Genomic DNA, 14847 nt, shown 5'->3' with positions numbered 1-14847 from the left:
TCCACATATAATAATTCTAATTTGTATATCGACAGGGTATGAAATAAAGATGAATTTAGCAAATGTTAGATACTATTTTTCTGTGTCTTGTTTGGTTTTCGGTTGCGCAATCCCTATTATGGGAATTGTTGTGTGGCCGCTAAAGGAGTTGTTCTCCTTAGAAGGAGGTATTTTACGAGTCGCCTATATTGCCACGTACATCGCTCTCGTTGTTTTTGGCTTGCGTTTGTATTCCAAGAATGCGTGGTGTGGCGTAAATTTATTCATGGTTGGCAATATTTTTTATTTCGAATAGTGCGCGGGTAAAGTAATGGCTGGTAGAGGTTTTATTGATTTCGTTAGGCCTTATTTTTTGGTTATACCTTCATGTGTGATTTACACGGCTTTTTTTACATGGGGTTTAATTGAGATTTTCTCTTTGGATGGTGCTCATTATCGAGTGATCTACGGTGTTATATTTGTTGTTCTCATGGTGATTGGTGTTGGCTATTACGTGCCTATGTTACGGTACACCGCGCGAGGCGGCAAAATTGATCATAAAAAACGCTCTAATATACTCGCTTTTTACTTGGGGACCATCGTATCCGCTGCATTCTTCACAGCCGTTGTTATGGTTTGGTTAGAGGATTTTGTTGTGCTGGAAGGGTGGGGCTTTCGAATTGTATCTGGCGTTGTATTCATGACGTTTGCCGTTAGTCATCTGGTTTATTTTAGGCGTATTCGTCAAGGGGGCTGAAAGTGGGGAAGCTTACTTTGCTTCCGCTTTAGGCTCCTCTTCTTTTATCATTGCGTTAATCGTAAGCGAGTCGACTAACGCTTCGAAGTATAAGGCCAATTTGCTCGCTTGTCGGTAGGCCATTTCATGGTTGATAGGGTCATGATTAAAAAGTTGCACAGAATCCGGCTTGCGGACGGGCCTAATCATACCGAAACCCGACAAAATCAAGTCCATCGAGTAATACGCCATGTTGCCTTCATAACTCCCCCTTGAGAATATTTGATAAAATCGCCTCACAGGCCCAGTCGTGCCGAGCGCAGCAGGGCCATTGTAGATATTTGTTGCACTTTCATAGATATTGTTAACCCCGTGCGCGACAAGAGCCAAGCCGCCGCCAGTGGCAAGTCCACCTGTACCCGCCGAAGCTGCAAGACCTACTTCAACTTGTATAACCCCAGCAACAATACCGACGCCATTTCCAGCATAAAAAAGTACCTTAGCTTCTAGCTCAGCATGCTCCTCTCTAATCTCTTGCACTCCCTCCCAAGCACTTATTACCCCGTCGTTAACGTCATTTATAACTTCGTTTACATAATTAGAGACGATTGAGTTGAACTGAATCTGCGTGATGCCGTCATGGAAATTCGTAGCGCCTGCCGTACACCCTAATGCAACCAGGTCAGAGGCGGATTTAACCACGTCATGAATATCACATGATTGCTCATTCACCTTCGTTACCCCAAGAGCGGTAGGCGCTTGTACTTGCGGGATGGTGTACCCAGCTAATATCCCTGTATCTAATGGCCATGATTTCCTGTGGCTGCGCATCGCCCATGTTAATGGCATGCGGAACCTGAACGCTTAAATTGGCAATGCGACCACCACTTAACGTCACAGTAAAATATTTTTCCTGGCGGCCATAAGATGAAATCCGATAAAAATCGATTTTACAATCGATCTCCTCTCCATCATGAAGAGCGCTGGCCAACAAAGGTGTGGATTTATCAATATTTTTGGTGATAACGACTGGCATGTGTTTGCCACGCCCACCAGAAAAGGTTCCGTTGTTGCCAGAGGCCATGTTATGCGAGTAAGCCAGCACCATGATTTCGTCTTCGTGACCAGCCTGACACTTGTTTCCAATGGAGTTTTGAGCGGAACAACCAGCGGAAATCAAGCCTTGTATTTTGCCTTTAATGGACATGTAACTGTGAATCGCCATAAATACCACTCCTTTTCGTATGGCAAGCAGGTTTGGCAGGGGTGCAGGCGGTCAAGACTGGTGGAGTCAACACATTTTGTATGCGGCCTTTGTCTTTGATTTGCGCAGGAAATTTCCGAAGTGATCAAGCGTTAGCAGCACTTAGACCTAACTGCCCTTATGAGAAGTGTGTCCACTTGGATCGGATTCGCTTTCATGGAAGGTCAGTAATTCGGTGGCAGCCAGCCTGCTGGGATGAAGGCTGGGCATTAGTCCACAATGATTTTTTGCTTTATGGCTCAGACCTGCATGCCATCGAGCACTGCATCGACCAAGGCCTTGGCCATCTCAGCGCTGTGCAGGCTGGACCAGAGCAGGCCGTTTTGCTCAAGGCGGCTGGCTTGCTGGCAGCAGGCGCTGGTGGTGTCGCACACGCCGCGTAACAGCAATGATGCGTGGATCAGCGCATCTTCGGCTGCAATGCCATCGCGTACAGCGAACAACGGAGCGTGGCCGGCATCGCAGGTGCCGAATGGGGTGGTGGTGGTTTTGCCGAGGGTGAAAGGTGGGTCGGGGACAATTTTTTTCATGGGACAACTCCTATGACGATGGAGCCGTCACCCGTCCTTCTCACGGGATTAGGGTGGCAGCCGTACGCGGGGTGAGAAACCGAGGGCATAGGAACCCGGCCAGGCCGAAGCCTGCCCGCGCACAGCTGCCATAACGCTTGGCGCTATGAAAGGGCTGCAGCGGATGCCACTCGGGTTCTCACACCCGGCCGCTGGTTTCAGCGACTGAGCGAAGTTAGTCCCGCGACCTGGATCGGACAATCAGCCAGAGGCGACAGCGTGCGCAGGATAGTTCCTAGGACGTTTTACTGAAAGATCGGCACTGGTAACGGGATATTTTTATATTCAATAAAAGAATAAACAAATGAAAAAATATGATTTATGGATATATAAAACAACTGTTAATGTCTCCCCATTCCCAGCGAGATACCCACCTCGCAACACCCCGTTGACCCTGACAAGGAAACGTTTGAATGCTGGTCATCTCTATCGGTGGTAGCCCCAGTCTTCGCTCTCGCTCCGGCGTGTTGCTGGAGCGTTGCAAGCACTGGCTGCAAGGACAGGGCGTGGAGGTGGTGACGTTTCAGGTGCGTGATTTTGCCGCCGAGGATTTGCTGCATGCACGCTTCGACAGCCCGCATGTTTTGAATTTTCTGGAACTGGTGGAGCAGGCCGACGGCCTGGTGGTGGCGACGCCGGTGTACAAGGCGTCGTTCTCCGGTGCACTGAAGACCCTGCTCGATCTGTTGCCCGAGCGGGCACTGAGTCACAAGGTGGTATTGCCCATCGCAACCGGTGGCAGCATCGCCCATATGTTGGCAATCGATTTTGCGCTCAAGCCGGTATTGGCGGCGCTCAAGGCGCAGGAAACGCTGCAGGGGATCTTTGCTGACGACAGTCAGATCGCCTACGGCCATGGCACCGCCGCCGCGCAGTTGGCGCCGGCGCTGCAGGAGCGTTTGAACGAGGCCCTGGAGCAGTTTCACAGTGCCTTGGCCAGGCGGCCGAAACCGCTGGACCCGCGACTGTTGAATGAACGTCTGCTCAGTGCTCGCTGGAGTATCTGAGCCGCTGTAACCCACGCTTTAGAAGTACTCGCCTTACTCGCCCGCCAACGGGCAAGCAGGTGCAGCCTGAACCCAACCGCAAAAGGAGAGCGCTATGCGCACTGTCATTTTGCGTCGTGGTCTGGTCGCTCTGTTTGCTGCGGCTGTGTCCTTCGGCGCCATTACTCAAGCTCAGGCACAAAGCCTGCGTATCGGTTATCAGAAATACGGCACCCTGGTGCTGCTCAAGGCCAAGGGCTCGCTGGAAAAGCGCCTGGCTGAGCAGGGCGTGCAAGTGCAGTGGACCGAGTTTCCAGGTGGCCCGCAGCTGCTTGAAGGGCTGAATGTCGGCTCGATCGATTTCGGCGTTACCGGCGAGACACCCCCGGTGTTTGCCCAGGCCGCCGGCGCCGATTTGCTCTATGTTGCCTACGAGCCGCCCGCGCCGACCAGCGAAGCGATCCTGGTGCCCAAGGACTCGCCGATCAATTCGGTGAAGGACCTCAAGGGCAAGAAAGTCGTGCTCAACAAGGGCTCCAACGTGCACTACCTGCTGGTGCGTGCGCTGGAAGATGCCGGCCTCAAATACAGCGACATCCAGACTGTCTTCCTGCCGCCGGCCGATGCGCGTGCCGCCTTCGAGCGTGGCAGCGTGGATGCCTGGGTCATCTGGGACCCGTACCAGGCCGCCGCCGAAAAACAACTGCAGGCGCGAACGCTGCGCGACGGCAAAGGCATCGTCGACAACCATCAGTTCTACCTGGCGACCAAGCCCTACGCCCAGCAGCATCCGCAAGTGATCGCGACGCTGGTTGATGAGGTCCGCGCCATTGGCGAGTGGTCCAAAGCCAACCCGCAGGAAGTGACCGATCAAGTCGCGCCGCTGCTCGGCCTGCCCGCCGATATCACCCTTGCCTCAGTCAAGCGCCAGGGCTATGGCGCGGCTTTCCTCACGCCTGAAGTGATCAGCGCGCAGCAGAAAATCGCCGACAGCTTCTACCAACTCAAGCTGATTCCAAAGCCGCTGAGCATCAAGGATGTGATCTGGACGCCGCCGGCCAAAGTCGCAACTGCCCAGTAACGATTCGTACGAGCCGGGGCGCCGCTCCGGCTTGAGCCACCCTTAGGAGACAACTCCATGAGCCTGAATATTTTCTGGTTTCTTCCAACCCACGGTGACGGCCATTACCTTGGCACTGCCGAAGGTGCCCGTGCGGTCGATCACGGCTATCTGCAACAAATTGCCCAGGCTGCCGATCGCCTCGGCTTCGGCGGGGTACTGATCCCCACCGGGCGCTCCTGCGAAGATTCCTGGCTGGTGGCGGCCTCGCTGATTCCGGTTACCCAGCGGCTGAAGTTTCTTGTGGCGCTGCGCCCGGGGATAATTTCGCCGACGGTCGCGGCGCGGCAGGCGGCAACCCTCGATCGCCTGTCCGGCGGGCGCGCCTTGTTCAACCTGGTCACCGGCGGCGATCCGGAAGAGCTTTCGGGCGACGGTCTGTTTCTCAGCCATGAAGAACGCTATCAGGCATCGGTCGAGTTCACCCGCATCTGGCGTCGCGTTCTCGAAGGCGAGACGGTGGATTACGACGGCCAGCACATCACCGTGAAGGGCGCCAAGCTACTTTACCCACCCGTCCAGCAACCGCGTCCGCCGCTGTATTTCGGCGGCTCTTCCGAAGCGGCCCAGGACCTGGCGGCCGAGCAGGTCGAGTTGTACCTGACCTGGGGCGAACCTCCGGAGGCAGTAGCGCAGAAGATCGAAGAAGTCCGGGCCAAGGCGGCCAAACTGGGTCGCACTGTGCGCTTCGGTATCCGCCTGCATGTGATCGTGCGTGAAACCAACGCCGAAGCCTGGCAAGCCGCCGAGCGGCTGATCTCGCACCTGGCCGATGACACCATTGCCAGGGCCCAGGCCTCACTGGCGCGCTTCGACTCGGTCGGCCAGCAGCGCATGGCGGCGTTGCATGGCGGCAACCGCGACAACCTGGAAGTCAGCCCGAACCTGTGGGCCGGTGTCGGCCTGGTGCGCGGTGGTGCCGGTACTGCACTGGTCGGCGACGGCCCGACGGTGGCGGCGCGGGTCAAGGAGTACGCGGAGCTCGGCATCGACACCTTCATCTTCTCCGGTTATCCACACCTGGAAGAGTCGTATCGCGTTGCCGAGTTGCTGTTCCCGCACCTGGACGTGCAACGACCAGAGCAGCCCCAAGGCGCCAATTACGTCAGCCCGTTCGGCGAGATGGTCGCCAACGACATCCTGCCCAAAGCCGCTGTGCAGAGCTGAGGACACGAGCATGAGTCGCACGTCGGACACAATCATCTTCAAGCTGTCGCCCTGGGCGCTGCCGGTACTGCTGTTGGCCGTCTGGCAACTGGCGGTCAGCACTGGCTGGCTGTCGACGCGGATTCTGCCGGCACCCAGTGCGGTGACCGAAGCCGGGGTCGCGCTGGTGCGCAGCGGCGAGATCTGGACACACCTGGCAATCAGCGGCTGGCGCGCCGGCATCGGCTTTTTGATCGGTGGCGGTATCGGCCTGAGCCTGGGCTTTATCACTGGCCTGTCGAAATGGGGTGAGCGCCTGCTCGACAGTTCCGTGCAAATGATCCGCAACGTGCCGCACTTGGCGTTGATTCCGTTGGTGATCCTCTGGTTCGGCATCGATGAGTCGGCGAAGATTTTCCTGGTTGCTCTGGGCACCTTGTTCCCGATTTACCTGAATACCTATCACGGCATTCGCAACGTCGACCCGGCGTTGGTGGAGATGGCGCGCAGCTACGGGTTGTCGGGCTTCAGCCTGTTTCGGCAAGTGATCCTGCCCGGCGCCTTGCCATCGATTCTGGTCGGGGTGCGTTTTGCCTTGGGCTTCATGTGGCTGACTTTGATCGTCGCCGAAACCATTTCCGCCAGCTCCGGCATTGGTTATCTGGCGATGAATGCCCGTGAGTTTCTGCAGACCGATGTCGTGGTCCTGGCGATCTTGCTGTACGCCGTGCTCGGCAAGCTGGCCGACCTCGCCGCGCGCGGTCTCGAGCGTGTCTGGTTGCGTTGGCACCCGGCCTATCAAGTGGCCAAGGGGGGCGCGGCATGACCATTCTTCAAGAACAACCGGCACGGCTGCTGCGCGGAATTCCCCTGGCAGTGCGCCAGTTGCGCAAGGCCTTCGGTGAGCGGCAGGTGTTGCGCGATATCGATCTGCACATTCCGGCGGGGCAGTTCATCGCCATCGTCGGGCGCAGCGGCTGCGGCAAGAGCACCTTGCTGCGCCTGCTCGCCGGTCTCGACCGGCCCACCGAAGGGCAATTGCTGGCCGGTTCGGCGCCCTTGAACGAGGCGCGTGAAGATACCCGGCTGATGTTCCAGGAGGCCCGTTTGCTGCCCTGGAAAAAAGTCATCGATAACGTCGGCCTCGGGCTGCAGGGTAACTGGCGGGCGCAGGCGCTCGAAGCGCTGGAAGCCGTGGGGCTGGCCGAACGTGCCGATGAATGGCCGGCGGCATTGTCGGGAGGGCAAAAGCAACGCGTTGCCCTGGCCCGAGCCCTGATTCACAAGCCACGCCTGCTGTTGCTCGATGAGCCATTGGGCGCACTGGATGCACTGACCCGGATCGAGATGCAGCAACTGATCGAGCGGCTCTGGCAGCAACACGGCTTCACCGTGCTGCTGGTGACCCATGACGTCAGCGAAGCGGTAGCCGTTGCCGATAGGGTGATCCTGATCGAAGAAGGCCAGGTGGGCCTGGACCTGCAGGTCGAGTTGCCGCGGCCGCGGGCGCGCGGTTCACACCGTCTGGCGGCGCTGGAAGCACAAGTACTCAACCGAGTGTTGTCGGCCCCGGGCAGCGCGCCCGAGCCAGAACCCGTAGCACCTTTGCCTACGCAATTGCGCTGGCTCATTGATCTCTACCCAACGAAGGAAGCAAGCCATGACTATCAAAGCAATCAACGTCCGTAACCAGTTCAAGGGCACCGTGAAAGAAATCCTCGAAGGTCCGGTACTTTCGGAAATCGATGTGCAGACCGCCTCGGGCATCGTCACGTCGGTGATCACCACGCGCTCGGTCAAGGAGCTGGAGTTGACCATTGGCAGCGAAGTGATCGCATTCGTGAAATCCACCGAGGTGTCGATCGCCAAACTGTAATGGAGAAGGGCTGTGGATAACCCCGGATGGGCCCGCCCTCCGGGGTTAAGTCGTTTGCGGTTCCTGGCTCATCATGTCCGGATTAGCTGCATTGCAGGGGCATCGCGTTTAGGCAGATAGGGCGGAAGGTACAGGCCCAGATAGGCGTCGAACACCCGCATGCCTTCCTCGGCCATGCGCGGGGTGATCTGATCATGCAGTTGCACCGAGCGCGCATATACCCGGTCGCCCAACTCCATGGCCAGCGCAAAGACATCGACGTCCGAGGGCAGGGCCGGCAGTTGGAAATGGTGATCGAACAGCTTGTGCATCAGATCGCCCAGCTCGATGTCGTGCTGGCGGTCGGCCTGGGTCACTTCGCTCAAGCCGTGCTGGGCGAGGATCAACTGGCGGGCGGCGGCGTCCTGGTTGTAAATCACCAGCATGCGTTGCTCGACCAGTCGCGACAGGTCGCGCCATTGCGTCAGGCTGGCGTGCTCGATGGGGGCCAGCAGGCAGGCTCGGAAAGCGCTATGGACATCGGCGGTCAATGCCTCGAGCAACGCCGGTACGTTGGCGAAGAAGTGGTAGACCGACGACGGCGGGATCTGCGCGCGTTCGGCCACGCTGTAGATCGACAGGCTGGCCACTCCTTCGCTGGCCAGCAGGGTACGGGCGGCGTCGAGTATCGAGTCGATCCGGGCCTGGCTGCGGGCGCGTGGTTTGCGGGGCGTGGCGAGGCGCGTCATGGTGGTCTCCAGTGCGGGGCTGGAGGCATTGTATCCGAGCGGGGGGCAAGACTGCAGGGCCTCATCGCTGGCAAGCCAGCTCCCACAGGGATTTGCGGGGTGTCCACTATCCTTGTGGGAGCTGGCTTGCCAGCGATGGGGCCCTGCCAGGCAACATAGAACTCAAAAAAAACCGCCGGCTTGTGGCCGACGGCTTTTCTTTCTACTGCACCCGCTTAAACGGTATGCAGATACCAGTTGTACTCAAGGTCCGAGATGGAGTGTTCGAACTCCTCCAGCTCGCTCTCTTTACAGGCCACGAAGATATCGATGTATTTAGGATCGATGTACTTGGCCATGACCTCACTGTCGTCCAGCTCGCGCAGGGCATCGCGCAGGTTGTTCGGCAGGCTCTGTTCGTTCTGCTCGTAAGAGTTGCCTTCTACCGGCGCGCCTGGCTCGATCTTGTTGATCAGGCCGTTGTGCACCCCGGCCAGGACCGAGGCCATCAGCAGGTACGGGTTGGCATCGGCACCGGCGACGCGGTGTTCGATGCGCACCGAGTCCGCGGAACCGGTCGGCACGCGAATCGCGACCGTGCGGTTGTCCAGGCCCCAGCTCGGCGAGTTCGGCACGTAGAACTGTGCGCCGAAACGGCGGTAGGAGTTGACGTTCGGGCAGAGGAAGGCCATCTGCGCCGGCAGGGTCTCGAGCACACCGCCGATCGCGTGACGCAGCGCGGCGTTCTGCTCGGGATCCTCGCTGGCAAAGATGTTCTTGCCTTCCTTGTCGAGTATCGAGATGTGCACGTGCAGACCATTGCCTGCCTGGCCAGGATAAGGCTTGGCCATGAAGGTGGTGTCCATCTCATGGTCGTAGGCGATGTTCTTGATCAGGCGCTTGAGCAGTACCGCGTAATCGCAGGCCTTGATCGGGTCGGCAACGTGGTGCAGGTTCACTTCGAATTGCGCCGGGGCACTTTCCTTGACGATGGCGTCGGCCGGGATGCCCTGCTCTTTGGCACCTTCGAGGATGTCCTGGAGGCAGTCGACGTATTCGTCGAGGTCGTCGATCAGGTAGACCTGGGTCGAGTGCGGGCGCTTGCCGGAAATCGGCGAGCGTGGCGGTTGAGGCCGGCCGTTCACGTTCTCCTGGTCGATCAGGTAGAACTCCAGCTCGAAGGCGGCGCAGATGGTCAGGCCGAGTTCATCGAACTTGGTGACGACCTGGCGGAGCACTTCGCGTGGGTCGGCGAAGAAAGGGTCACCTTCAAGTTCGTGCATGGTCATCAACAGTTGCGCGGTAGGGCGCTTCTGCCAAGGCTCGTTGCACAGGGTGTCAGGAATGGGATAACAGATCCGGTCAGCATCACCGATGTCCAGGCCCAGACCGGTGCTTTCCACCGTCGAACCGTTGATATCCAGGGCGAATAGGGAGGCCGGCAGGTTGATGCCTTTCTCGTAAACCTTATGGAGGCTGGTGCGTTCGATGCGTTTGCCACGCACCACACCATTCATATCTGCAATCAGAAGGTCAACGTACAGAACCTCAGGATGTTCCTTAAGGAATGCGTTCGCTTCGTTAAGCTGAACGGCACGCGGGGGTACCGACATGATGCAACACCTTTGTTGTTAAAAATATCAATCAATTGGCTCTTTGCTGTTTCAGTCAATCCGAAAGCCACCTTGAAGTCAAGAGAGCCCTGTTTTGCCCTGAAAAAGCGCTGAAAAGGCACTTTTGCCGCAATTTAGGGCGCTCAAATCGCATTTGCCGCCTTGGCGACTGCAGGCTTGAGCGGGCCGTGTTCTATTTTTTACGGGGGTGTTGTGTAAAAAAATGAACAAGGCTAAGCTCGATTGCAACCCATAACAGCAATAATACCGGGGGTTCCATGTCTCGCCTGCCGACAATCGGCGTGACCACCTGCTCCAGGCAGATCGGTTTACATGCCCACCACAGCAGTGGCGCCCCGTGCGTCCGCACTGCAGCGGCAACAGCCAGTGGCGTGCAGCTGAGCCTGCCTTCGCTCGCCGGCTCGCCGAACATCGAACCCTATCACTATAGTGGCCCTGCGAGCGCGCTGGGTACAGTTCATGATTCCGAACATGTCCGCACTACTTTACCGCTGATTCGCCCGGCGGTGGCCATTGGCATGCCTGCAGGGTGGCAAGTGCGCGAAAAACTCCAGTACCTTGATGTTTTCCAGGGATTTGGCGATGCCTGCCGAAAACGGGCAATACAACGCGACGCAGATGCGTCAAAAAGCGCCTGACTCTTGTTAGAGGCAGGTTTTACCTCCTGAGGTATTTATGAGTACCAACCTCGACCAGCTCACCGATTGGTTGAAAGCGCACAAGATCACCGAAGTCGAATGCATGATCGGCGACCTCACCGGGATCACTCGCGGCAAGATTTCCCCAACCAACAAGTTCATTGCCGAAAAGGGCATGCGCTTGCCCGAGAGTGTTTTGCTGCAGACGGTCACCGGCGACTACGTAGAAGATGACATCTATTACGAATTGCTGGACCCGGCCGACATCGACATGTTCTGCCGTCCCGACGAGAAAGCGGTGTTTCTTGTACCCTGGGCCATCGAGCCTACCGCGCAAGTGATCCACGATACCTACGACAAGCAAGGCAATCCGATCGAGCTGTCGCCGCGCAACGTTCTCAAGAAGGTCTTGAAGCTCTATGCCGACAGGGGCTGGCAGCCGATCGTGGCGCCGGAGATGGAGTTTTACCTGACCAGGCGCTGCGAAGACCCTGACTTCCCCTTGCAGCCGCCCATTGGCCGCTCCGGTCGCCCGGAAACCGGGCGCCAGTCCTTCTCTATCGAAGCGGCCAACGAATTCGATCCGCTGTTCGAAGACGTCTATGACTGGTGCGAGCTGCAGAACCTGGACCTGGACACCCTGATCCACGAAGATGGCACGGCGCAGATGGAGATCAACTTCCGTCACGGCGACGCGTTGTCGCTGGCCGACCAGATCCTGGTGTTCAAGCGGACCATGCGTGAAGCGGCGCTCAAGCACAATGTCGCCGCCACCTTCATGGCCAAGCCCATGACCGGCGAGCCGGGCAGCGCCATGCACTTGCACCAGAGCATCGTCGACATTCACACCGGCAAGAACATCTTCTCCAATGAAGACGGCACCATGAGCGAACTGTTCCTGCACCACGTAGGTGGCCTGCAGAAGTTCATTCCCGAGTTGTTGCCGCTGTTCGCGCCCAACGTCAACTCGTTCCGCCGCTTCCTGCCCGATACCTCCGCACCGGTTAACGTGGAATGGGGCGAAGAGAACCGCACCGTGGGCCTGCGGGTGCCGGATGCGGGGCCGCAGAACCGCCGGGTCGAAAACCGTCTGCCAGGCGCTGACGCAAATCCTTACCTCGCAATCGCTGCCAGCCTACTGTGCGGTTACATCGGCATGGTCGAAGGTATCAACCCGAGTGCACCCGTCAAGGGGCGCGGCTATGAGCGGCGCAATCTGCGCCTGCCATTGACGATCGAAGATGCCCTCGAACGCATGGAACGATGCGTGGCCCTGGAACAGTACCTGGGTAAAAAATTCATTGTCGGCTACGTGGCGGTCAAGCGTGCCGAGCATGAAAACTTCAAACGCGTAATCAGCTCCTGGGAACGTGAATTCCTGCTGTTCGCGGTCTGATCAACACGGGGCCGCAGCGATTGCACGGCCCCTTGGAAACGGAGAAGCACATGAGCGTCAAGAACCCGCAAACTCTCGAGTGGCAAGCCCTGAGCCGCGAGCATCACCTGGCCCCGTTCAGCGACTATAAGCAGCTGAAGCAAAAGGGCCCGCGGATCATCACCAAGGCCGAGGGCGTTCACCTGTGGGACAGCGAAGGCAACAAGATCCTCGACGGCATGGCCGGCCTGTGGTGCGTGGCCGTTGGCTACGGCCGTGACGAGCTGGTGCAGGCTGCCAGCAAGCAGATGAAGGAACTGCCGTTCTACAACACCTTCTTCATGACCGCGCACCCACCGGTGCTGGAGCTGTCCAAGGCCGTTGCCGATGTGGCGCCGGCCGGCATGACCCATGTGTTCTTCACCGGCTCCGGTTCCGAAGGCAACGACACCGTGCTGCGCATGGTTCGTCATTACTGGAAGCTCAAGGGCAAGCCGCAGAAGAAAGTCATCATCGGCCGCATCAACGGCTATCACGGCTCCACCGTGGCCGGCGCCAGCCTGGGCGGCATGGTCGGCATGCATGAACAGGGCGACCTGCCCATCCCGGGCATCGTGCACATCCCGCAGCCATACTGGTTCGGCGAAGGCGGCGACATGACCCCGGACGAGTTTGGGGTGTGGGCGGCCGAGCAACTGGAGAAGAAGATTCTCGAAGTTGGCGAAGACAATGTCGCGGCGTTCATTGCCGAGCCGATCCAGGGCGCCGGCGGCGTGATCATTCCACCGGACACCTACTGGCCGAAGGTCAAGGAGATCCTGGCCAGGTACGACATCCTGTTCGTGGCCGATGAGGTGATTTGTGGTTTCGGTCGCACCGGTGAGTGGTTCGGTAGCGACTACTACGATTTGAAACCGGACCTGATGACCATCGCCAAGGGATTGACCAGCGGTTACATCCCGATGGGAGGTGTGATCGTACGTGACACCGTGGTCGAGGTGCTCAACGAAGGGGGCGACTTCAACCACGGTTTCACCTACTCCGGCCACCCGGTAGCCGCCGCCGTGGGCCTGGAAAACATCCGCATCCTGCGCGACGAGAAAATTATCGAGCGGGTCAAAGCCGACACGGCACCCTATTTGCAGAAACGTCTGCGGGAGCTGAACGACCACCCGTTGGTGGGCGAAGTTCGCGGGCTGGGGCTGCTGGGGGCAATCGAACTGGTCAAGAACAAGGAAACCCGCGAGCGTTATGTCGACAAGGGCGTCGGAATGATCTGCCGCCAGTTCTGTTTCGACAACGGGCTGGTCATGCGCGCCGTGGGCGACACCATGATCATTGCACCACCGTTGGTGATCACCCATGCGGAGATCGACGAGCTGGTGACCAAGGCACGCAAGTGCCTGGACCTGACCTTGGAAGCATTGAACGGCTAAGTGCTAGTCTCAGCGGTGGATAAGGTGTTGTAACAAGGTTGCTCTTTCCTTGAAAGGGCACCTTGGATCTTGCCAGACTATCAATTGTTTCAGTCGCCCGGCTCTTGGATGACAAAGAAGCGGCAATGGAACAGGTAAAAAAAATAATCGGAGCATTACGCATGAAGATAACGGGCAAGACTCTCCTCGCCATGTCGCTGTTGGGGGCAATGGCCGGTGCTGTTCAGGCAGACGACAAAGTACTGCATGTGTACAACTGGTCGGACTATATCGCGCCGGATACCGTGAAGAAGTTCGAGGCGGAGTCGGGGATCAAGGTTGTCTACGACGTCTTCGACAGTAACGAAACCCTGGAAGCCAAGCTGCTGGCAGGTAAATCGGGCTACGACGTCGTTGTGCCGTCCAACAACTTCCTGGCCAAGCAGATCAAGGCTGGCGTTTATCAGAAGCTGGACAAATCCAAGCTGCCGAACTGGAAGAACCTGAATGAATCGCTGCTCAAGGCAGTGTCGGTCAGCGACCCGGGTAACGAGCACGCTTTCCCGTACATGTGGGGTTCGATCGGTATCGGCTACAACGCCGAGAAGGTCAAGGCCGCCCTGGGCGCCGATGCACCGGTCAATTCCTGGGACCTGGTGTTCAAGCCGGAAAACGCAGAGAAGCTGAAGTCTTGCGGCATCAGCTTCCTCGATTCGCCGACCGAGATGATTCCGGCCGCGTTGCACTACCTGGGCTACCCGACCGATTCGCAAGACAAGAAGCAGCTGGCTGAAGCCGAAGCGCTGTTCCTGAAAGTCCGTCCTTCGATCGGCTACTTCCACTCCTCGAAGTACATTTCGGACCTGGCCAACGGCAACATCTGCGTAGCCATCGGTTATTCGGGTGACATCTATCAGGCCAAGTCCCGCGCAGAAGAAGCCGGTGACAAGGTGAAGGTCAGCTACAACATTCCGAAGGAAGGTGCGGGCAGCTTCTACGACATGGTCGCCATCCCCAAGGATGCCGAGAACGTCGAAGGCGCCTACAAGTGGATGAACTTCCTGATGAAGCCGGAAATCATGGCCGAGATCACCAACGAAGTGCGTTTCCCGAATGGCAACGCGGCGGCGACGCCGTTGGTGAGCAAGGATATCACCAGCGACCCGGGCGTTTATCCGCCAGCGGACGTGCAGGCCAAGCTGTATGCGATCGCCGATTTGCCGGCCGCTACCCAGCGGATCCTGACCCGCAGCTGGACCAAGATCAAATCGGGTAAGTAAGTGCGCAACCTGTAGCCCCTGCCGTCAGGCTGTCGCAATGGCGCACCAGTTGGCCCGCAACGCGGGCCTGAGATGGTCTGCGGCAAGGGTTACAGGAAGTTAAATGACAGAAAGTTTTGCTG

Annotated in this window: 15 protein-coding genes and 1 pseudogene; 11 read left to right on the top strand and 5 right to left on the bottom strand. The window is 58.0% G+C overall.

Translation table 11 applies throughout. The features are described 5' to 3' along the window. The first annotated feature begins 310 nt into the window (after positions 1-310). Entirely contained in the window at positions 311-736 is a 426-nt protein-coding gene (locus tag NVV94_RS25635) for a hypothetical protein (RefSeq protein WP_258445064.1), read from the top strand. Positions 737-748: 12 nt separating this feature from the next. Here the strand turns inward: NVV94_RS25635 and NVV94_RS25630 are convergent, their stop codons facing one another. The 3 genes from NVV94_RS25630 to NVV94_RS25620 form a co-directional block, all read right to left on the bottom strand. Continuing rightward, a complete protein-coding gene (locus NVV94_RS25630) occupies positions 749-1447 on the bottom strand; it encodes a DUF4225 domain-containing protein (protein WP_258445063.1) in 699 nt (232 codons plus the stop codon). Then, positions 1440-1940: an Hcp family type VI secretion system effector gene (locus NVV94_RS25625; protein WP_258445062.1), complete on the bottom strand. Its 501-nt coding sequence runs from the start codon at positions 1938-1940 to the stop codon at positions 1440-1442. Before NVV94_RS25625 ends, NVV94_RS25630 begins: the two co-directional genes overlap by 8 nt. Before the next feature lie 278 nt (positions 1941-2218). Further along, positions 2219-2509 carry a DUF3077 domain-containing protein gene (locus NVV94_RS25620; protein WP_258445061.1) on the bottom strand — a complete coding sequence of 97 codons (291 nt, stop codon included), beginning with the start codon at positions 2507-2509 and terminating at the stop codon, positions 2219-2221. Between the two features lie 452 nt (positions 2510-2961). Here NVV94_RS25620 and ssuE point away from each other — a divergent pair, with 452 nt between their 5' ends. The 6 genes from ssuE to NVV94_RS25590 all read left to right on the top strand — a co-directional run bounded on the left by ssuE (position 2962) and on the right by NVV94_RS25590 (position 7676). Further along, positions 2962-3555 (top strand): NADPH-dependent FMN reductase, encoded by a 594-nt coding sequence (gene ssuE, locus NVV94_RS25615; protein ID WP_258445060.1) that lies wholly within the window; start codon positions 2962-2964, stop codon positions 3553-3555. A 94-nt stretch (positions 3556-3649) separates the two neighbouring features. Continuing rightward, positions 3650-4615 carry a sulfonate ABC transporter substrate-binding protein gene (locus NVV94_RS25610; protein WP_258445059.1) on the top strand — a complete coding sequence of 322 codons (966 nt, stop codon included), beginning with the start codon at positions 3650-3652 and terminating at the stop codon, positions 4613-4615. Positions 4616-4672: 57 nt separating this feature from the next. Beyond that, positions 4673-5821: an FMNH2-dependent alkanesulfonate monooxygenase gene (gene ssuD, locus NVV94_RS25605; protein ID WP_258445058.1), complete on the top strand. Its 1149-nt coding sequence runs from the start codon at positions 4673-4675 to the stop codon at positions 5819-5821. 10 nt (positions 5822-5831) lie between these two features. Next, positions 5832-6626 carry an aliphatic sulfonate ABC transporter permease SsuC gene (gene ssuC / locus NVV94_RS25600; protein WP_258445057.1) on the top strand — a complete coding sequence of 265 codons (795 nt, stop codon included), beginning with the start codon at positions 5832-5834 and terminating at the stop codon, positions 6624-6626. Continuing rightward, positions 6623-7489, top strand: coding sequence for an aliphatic sulfonates ABC transporter ATP-binding protein (gene ssuB / locus NVV94_RS25595; RefSeq protein WP_258445056.1), 867 nt, complete (start codon positions 6623-6625; stop codon positions 7487-7489). Before ssuC ends, ssuB begins: the two co-directional genes overlap by 4 nt. Further along, positions 7461-7676: a molybdopterin-binding protein gene (locus NVV94_RS25590; protein WP_009400132.1), complete on the top strand. Its 216-nt coding sequence runs from the start codon at positions 7461-7463 to the stop codon at positions 7674-7676. Before ssuB ends, NVV94_RS25590 begins: the two co-directional genes overlap by 29 nt. Before the next feature lie 71 nt (positions 7677-7747). On the opposite strand, the gene NVV94_RS25585 is transcribed toward NVV94_RS25590, so the two are convergent. After that, entirely contained in the window at positions 7748-8404 is a 657-nt protein-coding gene (locus NVV94_RS25585; RefSeq protein WP_258445055.1) for a TetR/AcrR family transcriptional regulator, read from the bottom strand. A 215-nt stretch (positions 8405-8619) separates the two neighbouring features. Further along, entirely contained in the window at positions 8620-9996 is a 1377-nt protein-coding gene (locus NVV94_RS25580; protein ID WP_258445054.1) for a glutamine synthetase family protein, read from the bottom strand. A 278-nt stretch (positions 9997-10274) separates the two neighbouring features. Here NVV94_RS25580 and NVV94_RS25575 point away from each other — a divergent pair. From NVV94_RS25575 to NVV94_RS25560, 4 genes and pseudogenes are all read left to right on the top strand, one after another. Beyond that, a pseudogene (locus tag NVV94_RS25575) lies at positions 10275-10541 on the top strand (gamma-glutamyl-gamma-aminobutyrate hydrolase family protein); the annotation flags it as partial. Positions 10542-10692: 151 nt separating this feature from the next. Continuing rightward, on the top strand, positions 10693-12051 hold the full coding sequence (locus tag NVV94_RS25570) for a glutamine synthetase family protein (RefSeq protein WP_258445052.1): 1359 nt from the start codon (positions 10693-10695) through the stop codon (positions 12049-12051). A gap of 50 nt (positions 12052-12101) precedes the next feature. Then, complete coding sequence (locus tag NVV94_RS25565; RefSeq protein ID WP_258445051.1) at positions 12102-13466, top strand: aspartate aminotransferase family protein; 1365 nt, start codon at positions 12102-12104, stop codon at positions 13464-13466. 161 nt (positions 13467-13627) lie between these two features. Further along, on the top strand, positions 13628-14725 hold the full coding sequence (locus tag NVV94_RS25560) for a polyamine ABC transporter substrate-binding protein (RefSeq protein ID WP_258445050.1): 1098 nt from the start codon (positions 13628-13630) through the stop codon (positions 14723-14725). The last annotated feature ends 122 nt before the right edge of the window (positions 14726-14847 follow it).

The sequence above is a fragment of the Pseudomonas sp. LS1212 genome, from assembly GCF_024741815.1.
Taxonomy (GTDB): domain Bacteria; phylum Pseudomonadota; class Gammaproteobacteria; order Pseudomonadales; family Pseudomonadaceae; genus Aquipseudomonas.
This window is presented reverse-complemented; position numbering and strand designations above follow the sequence as displayed.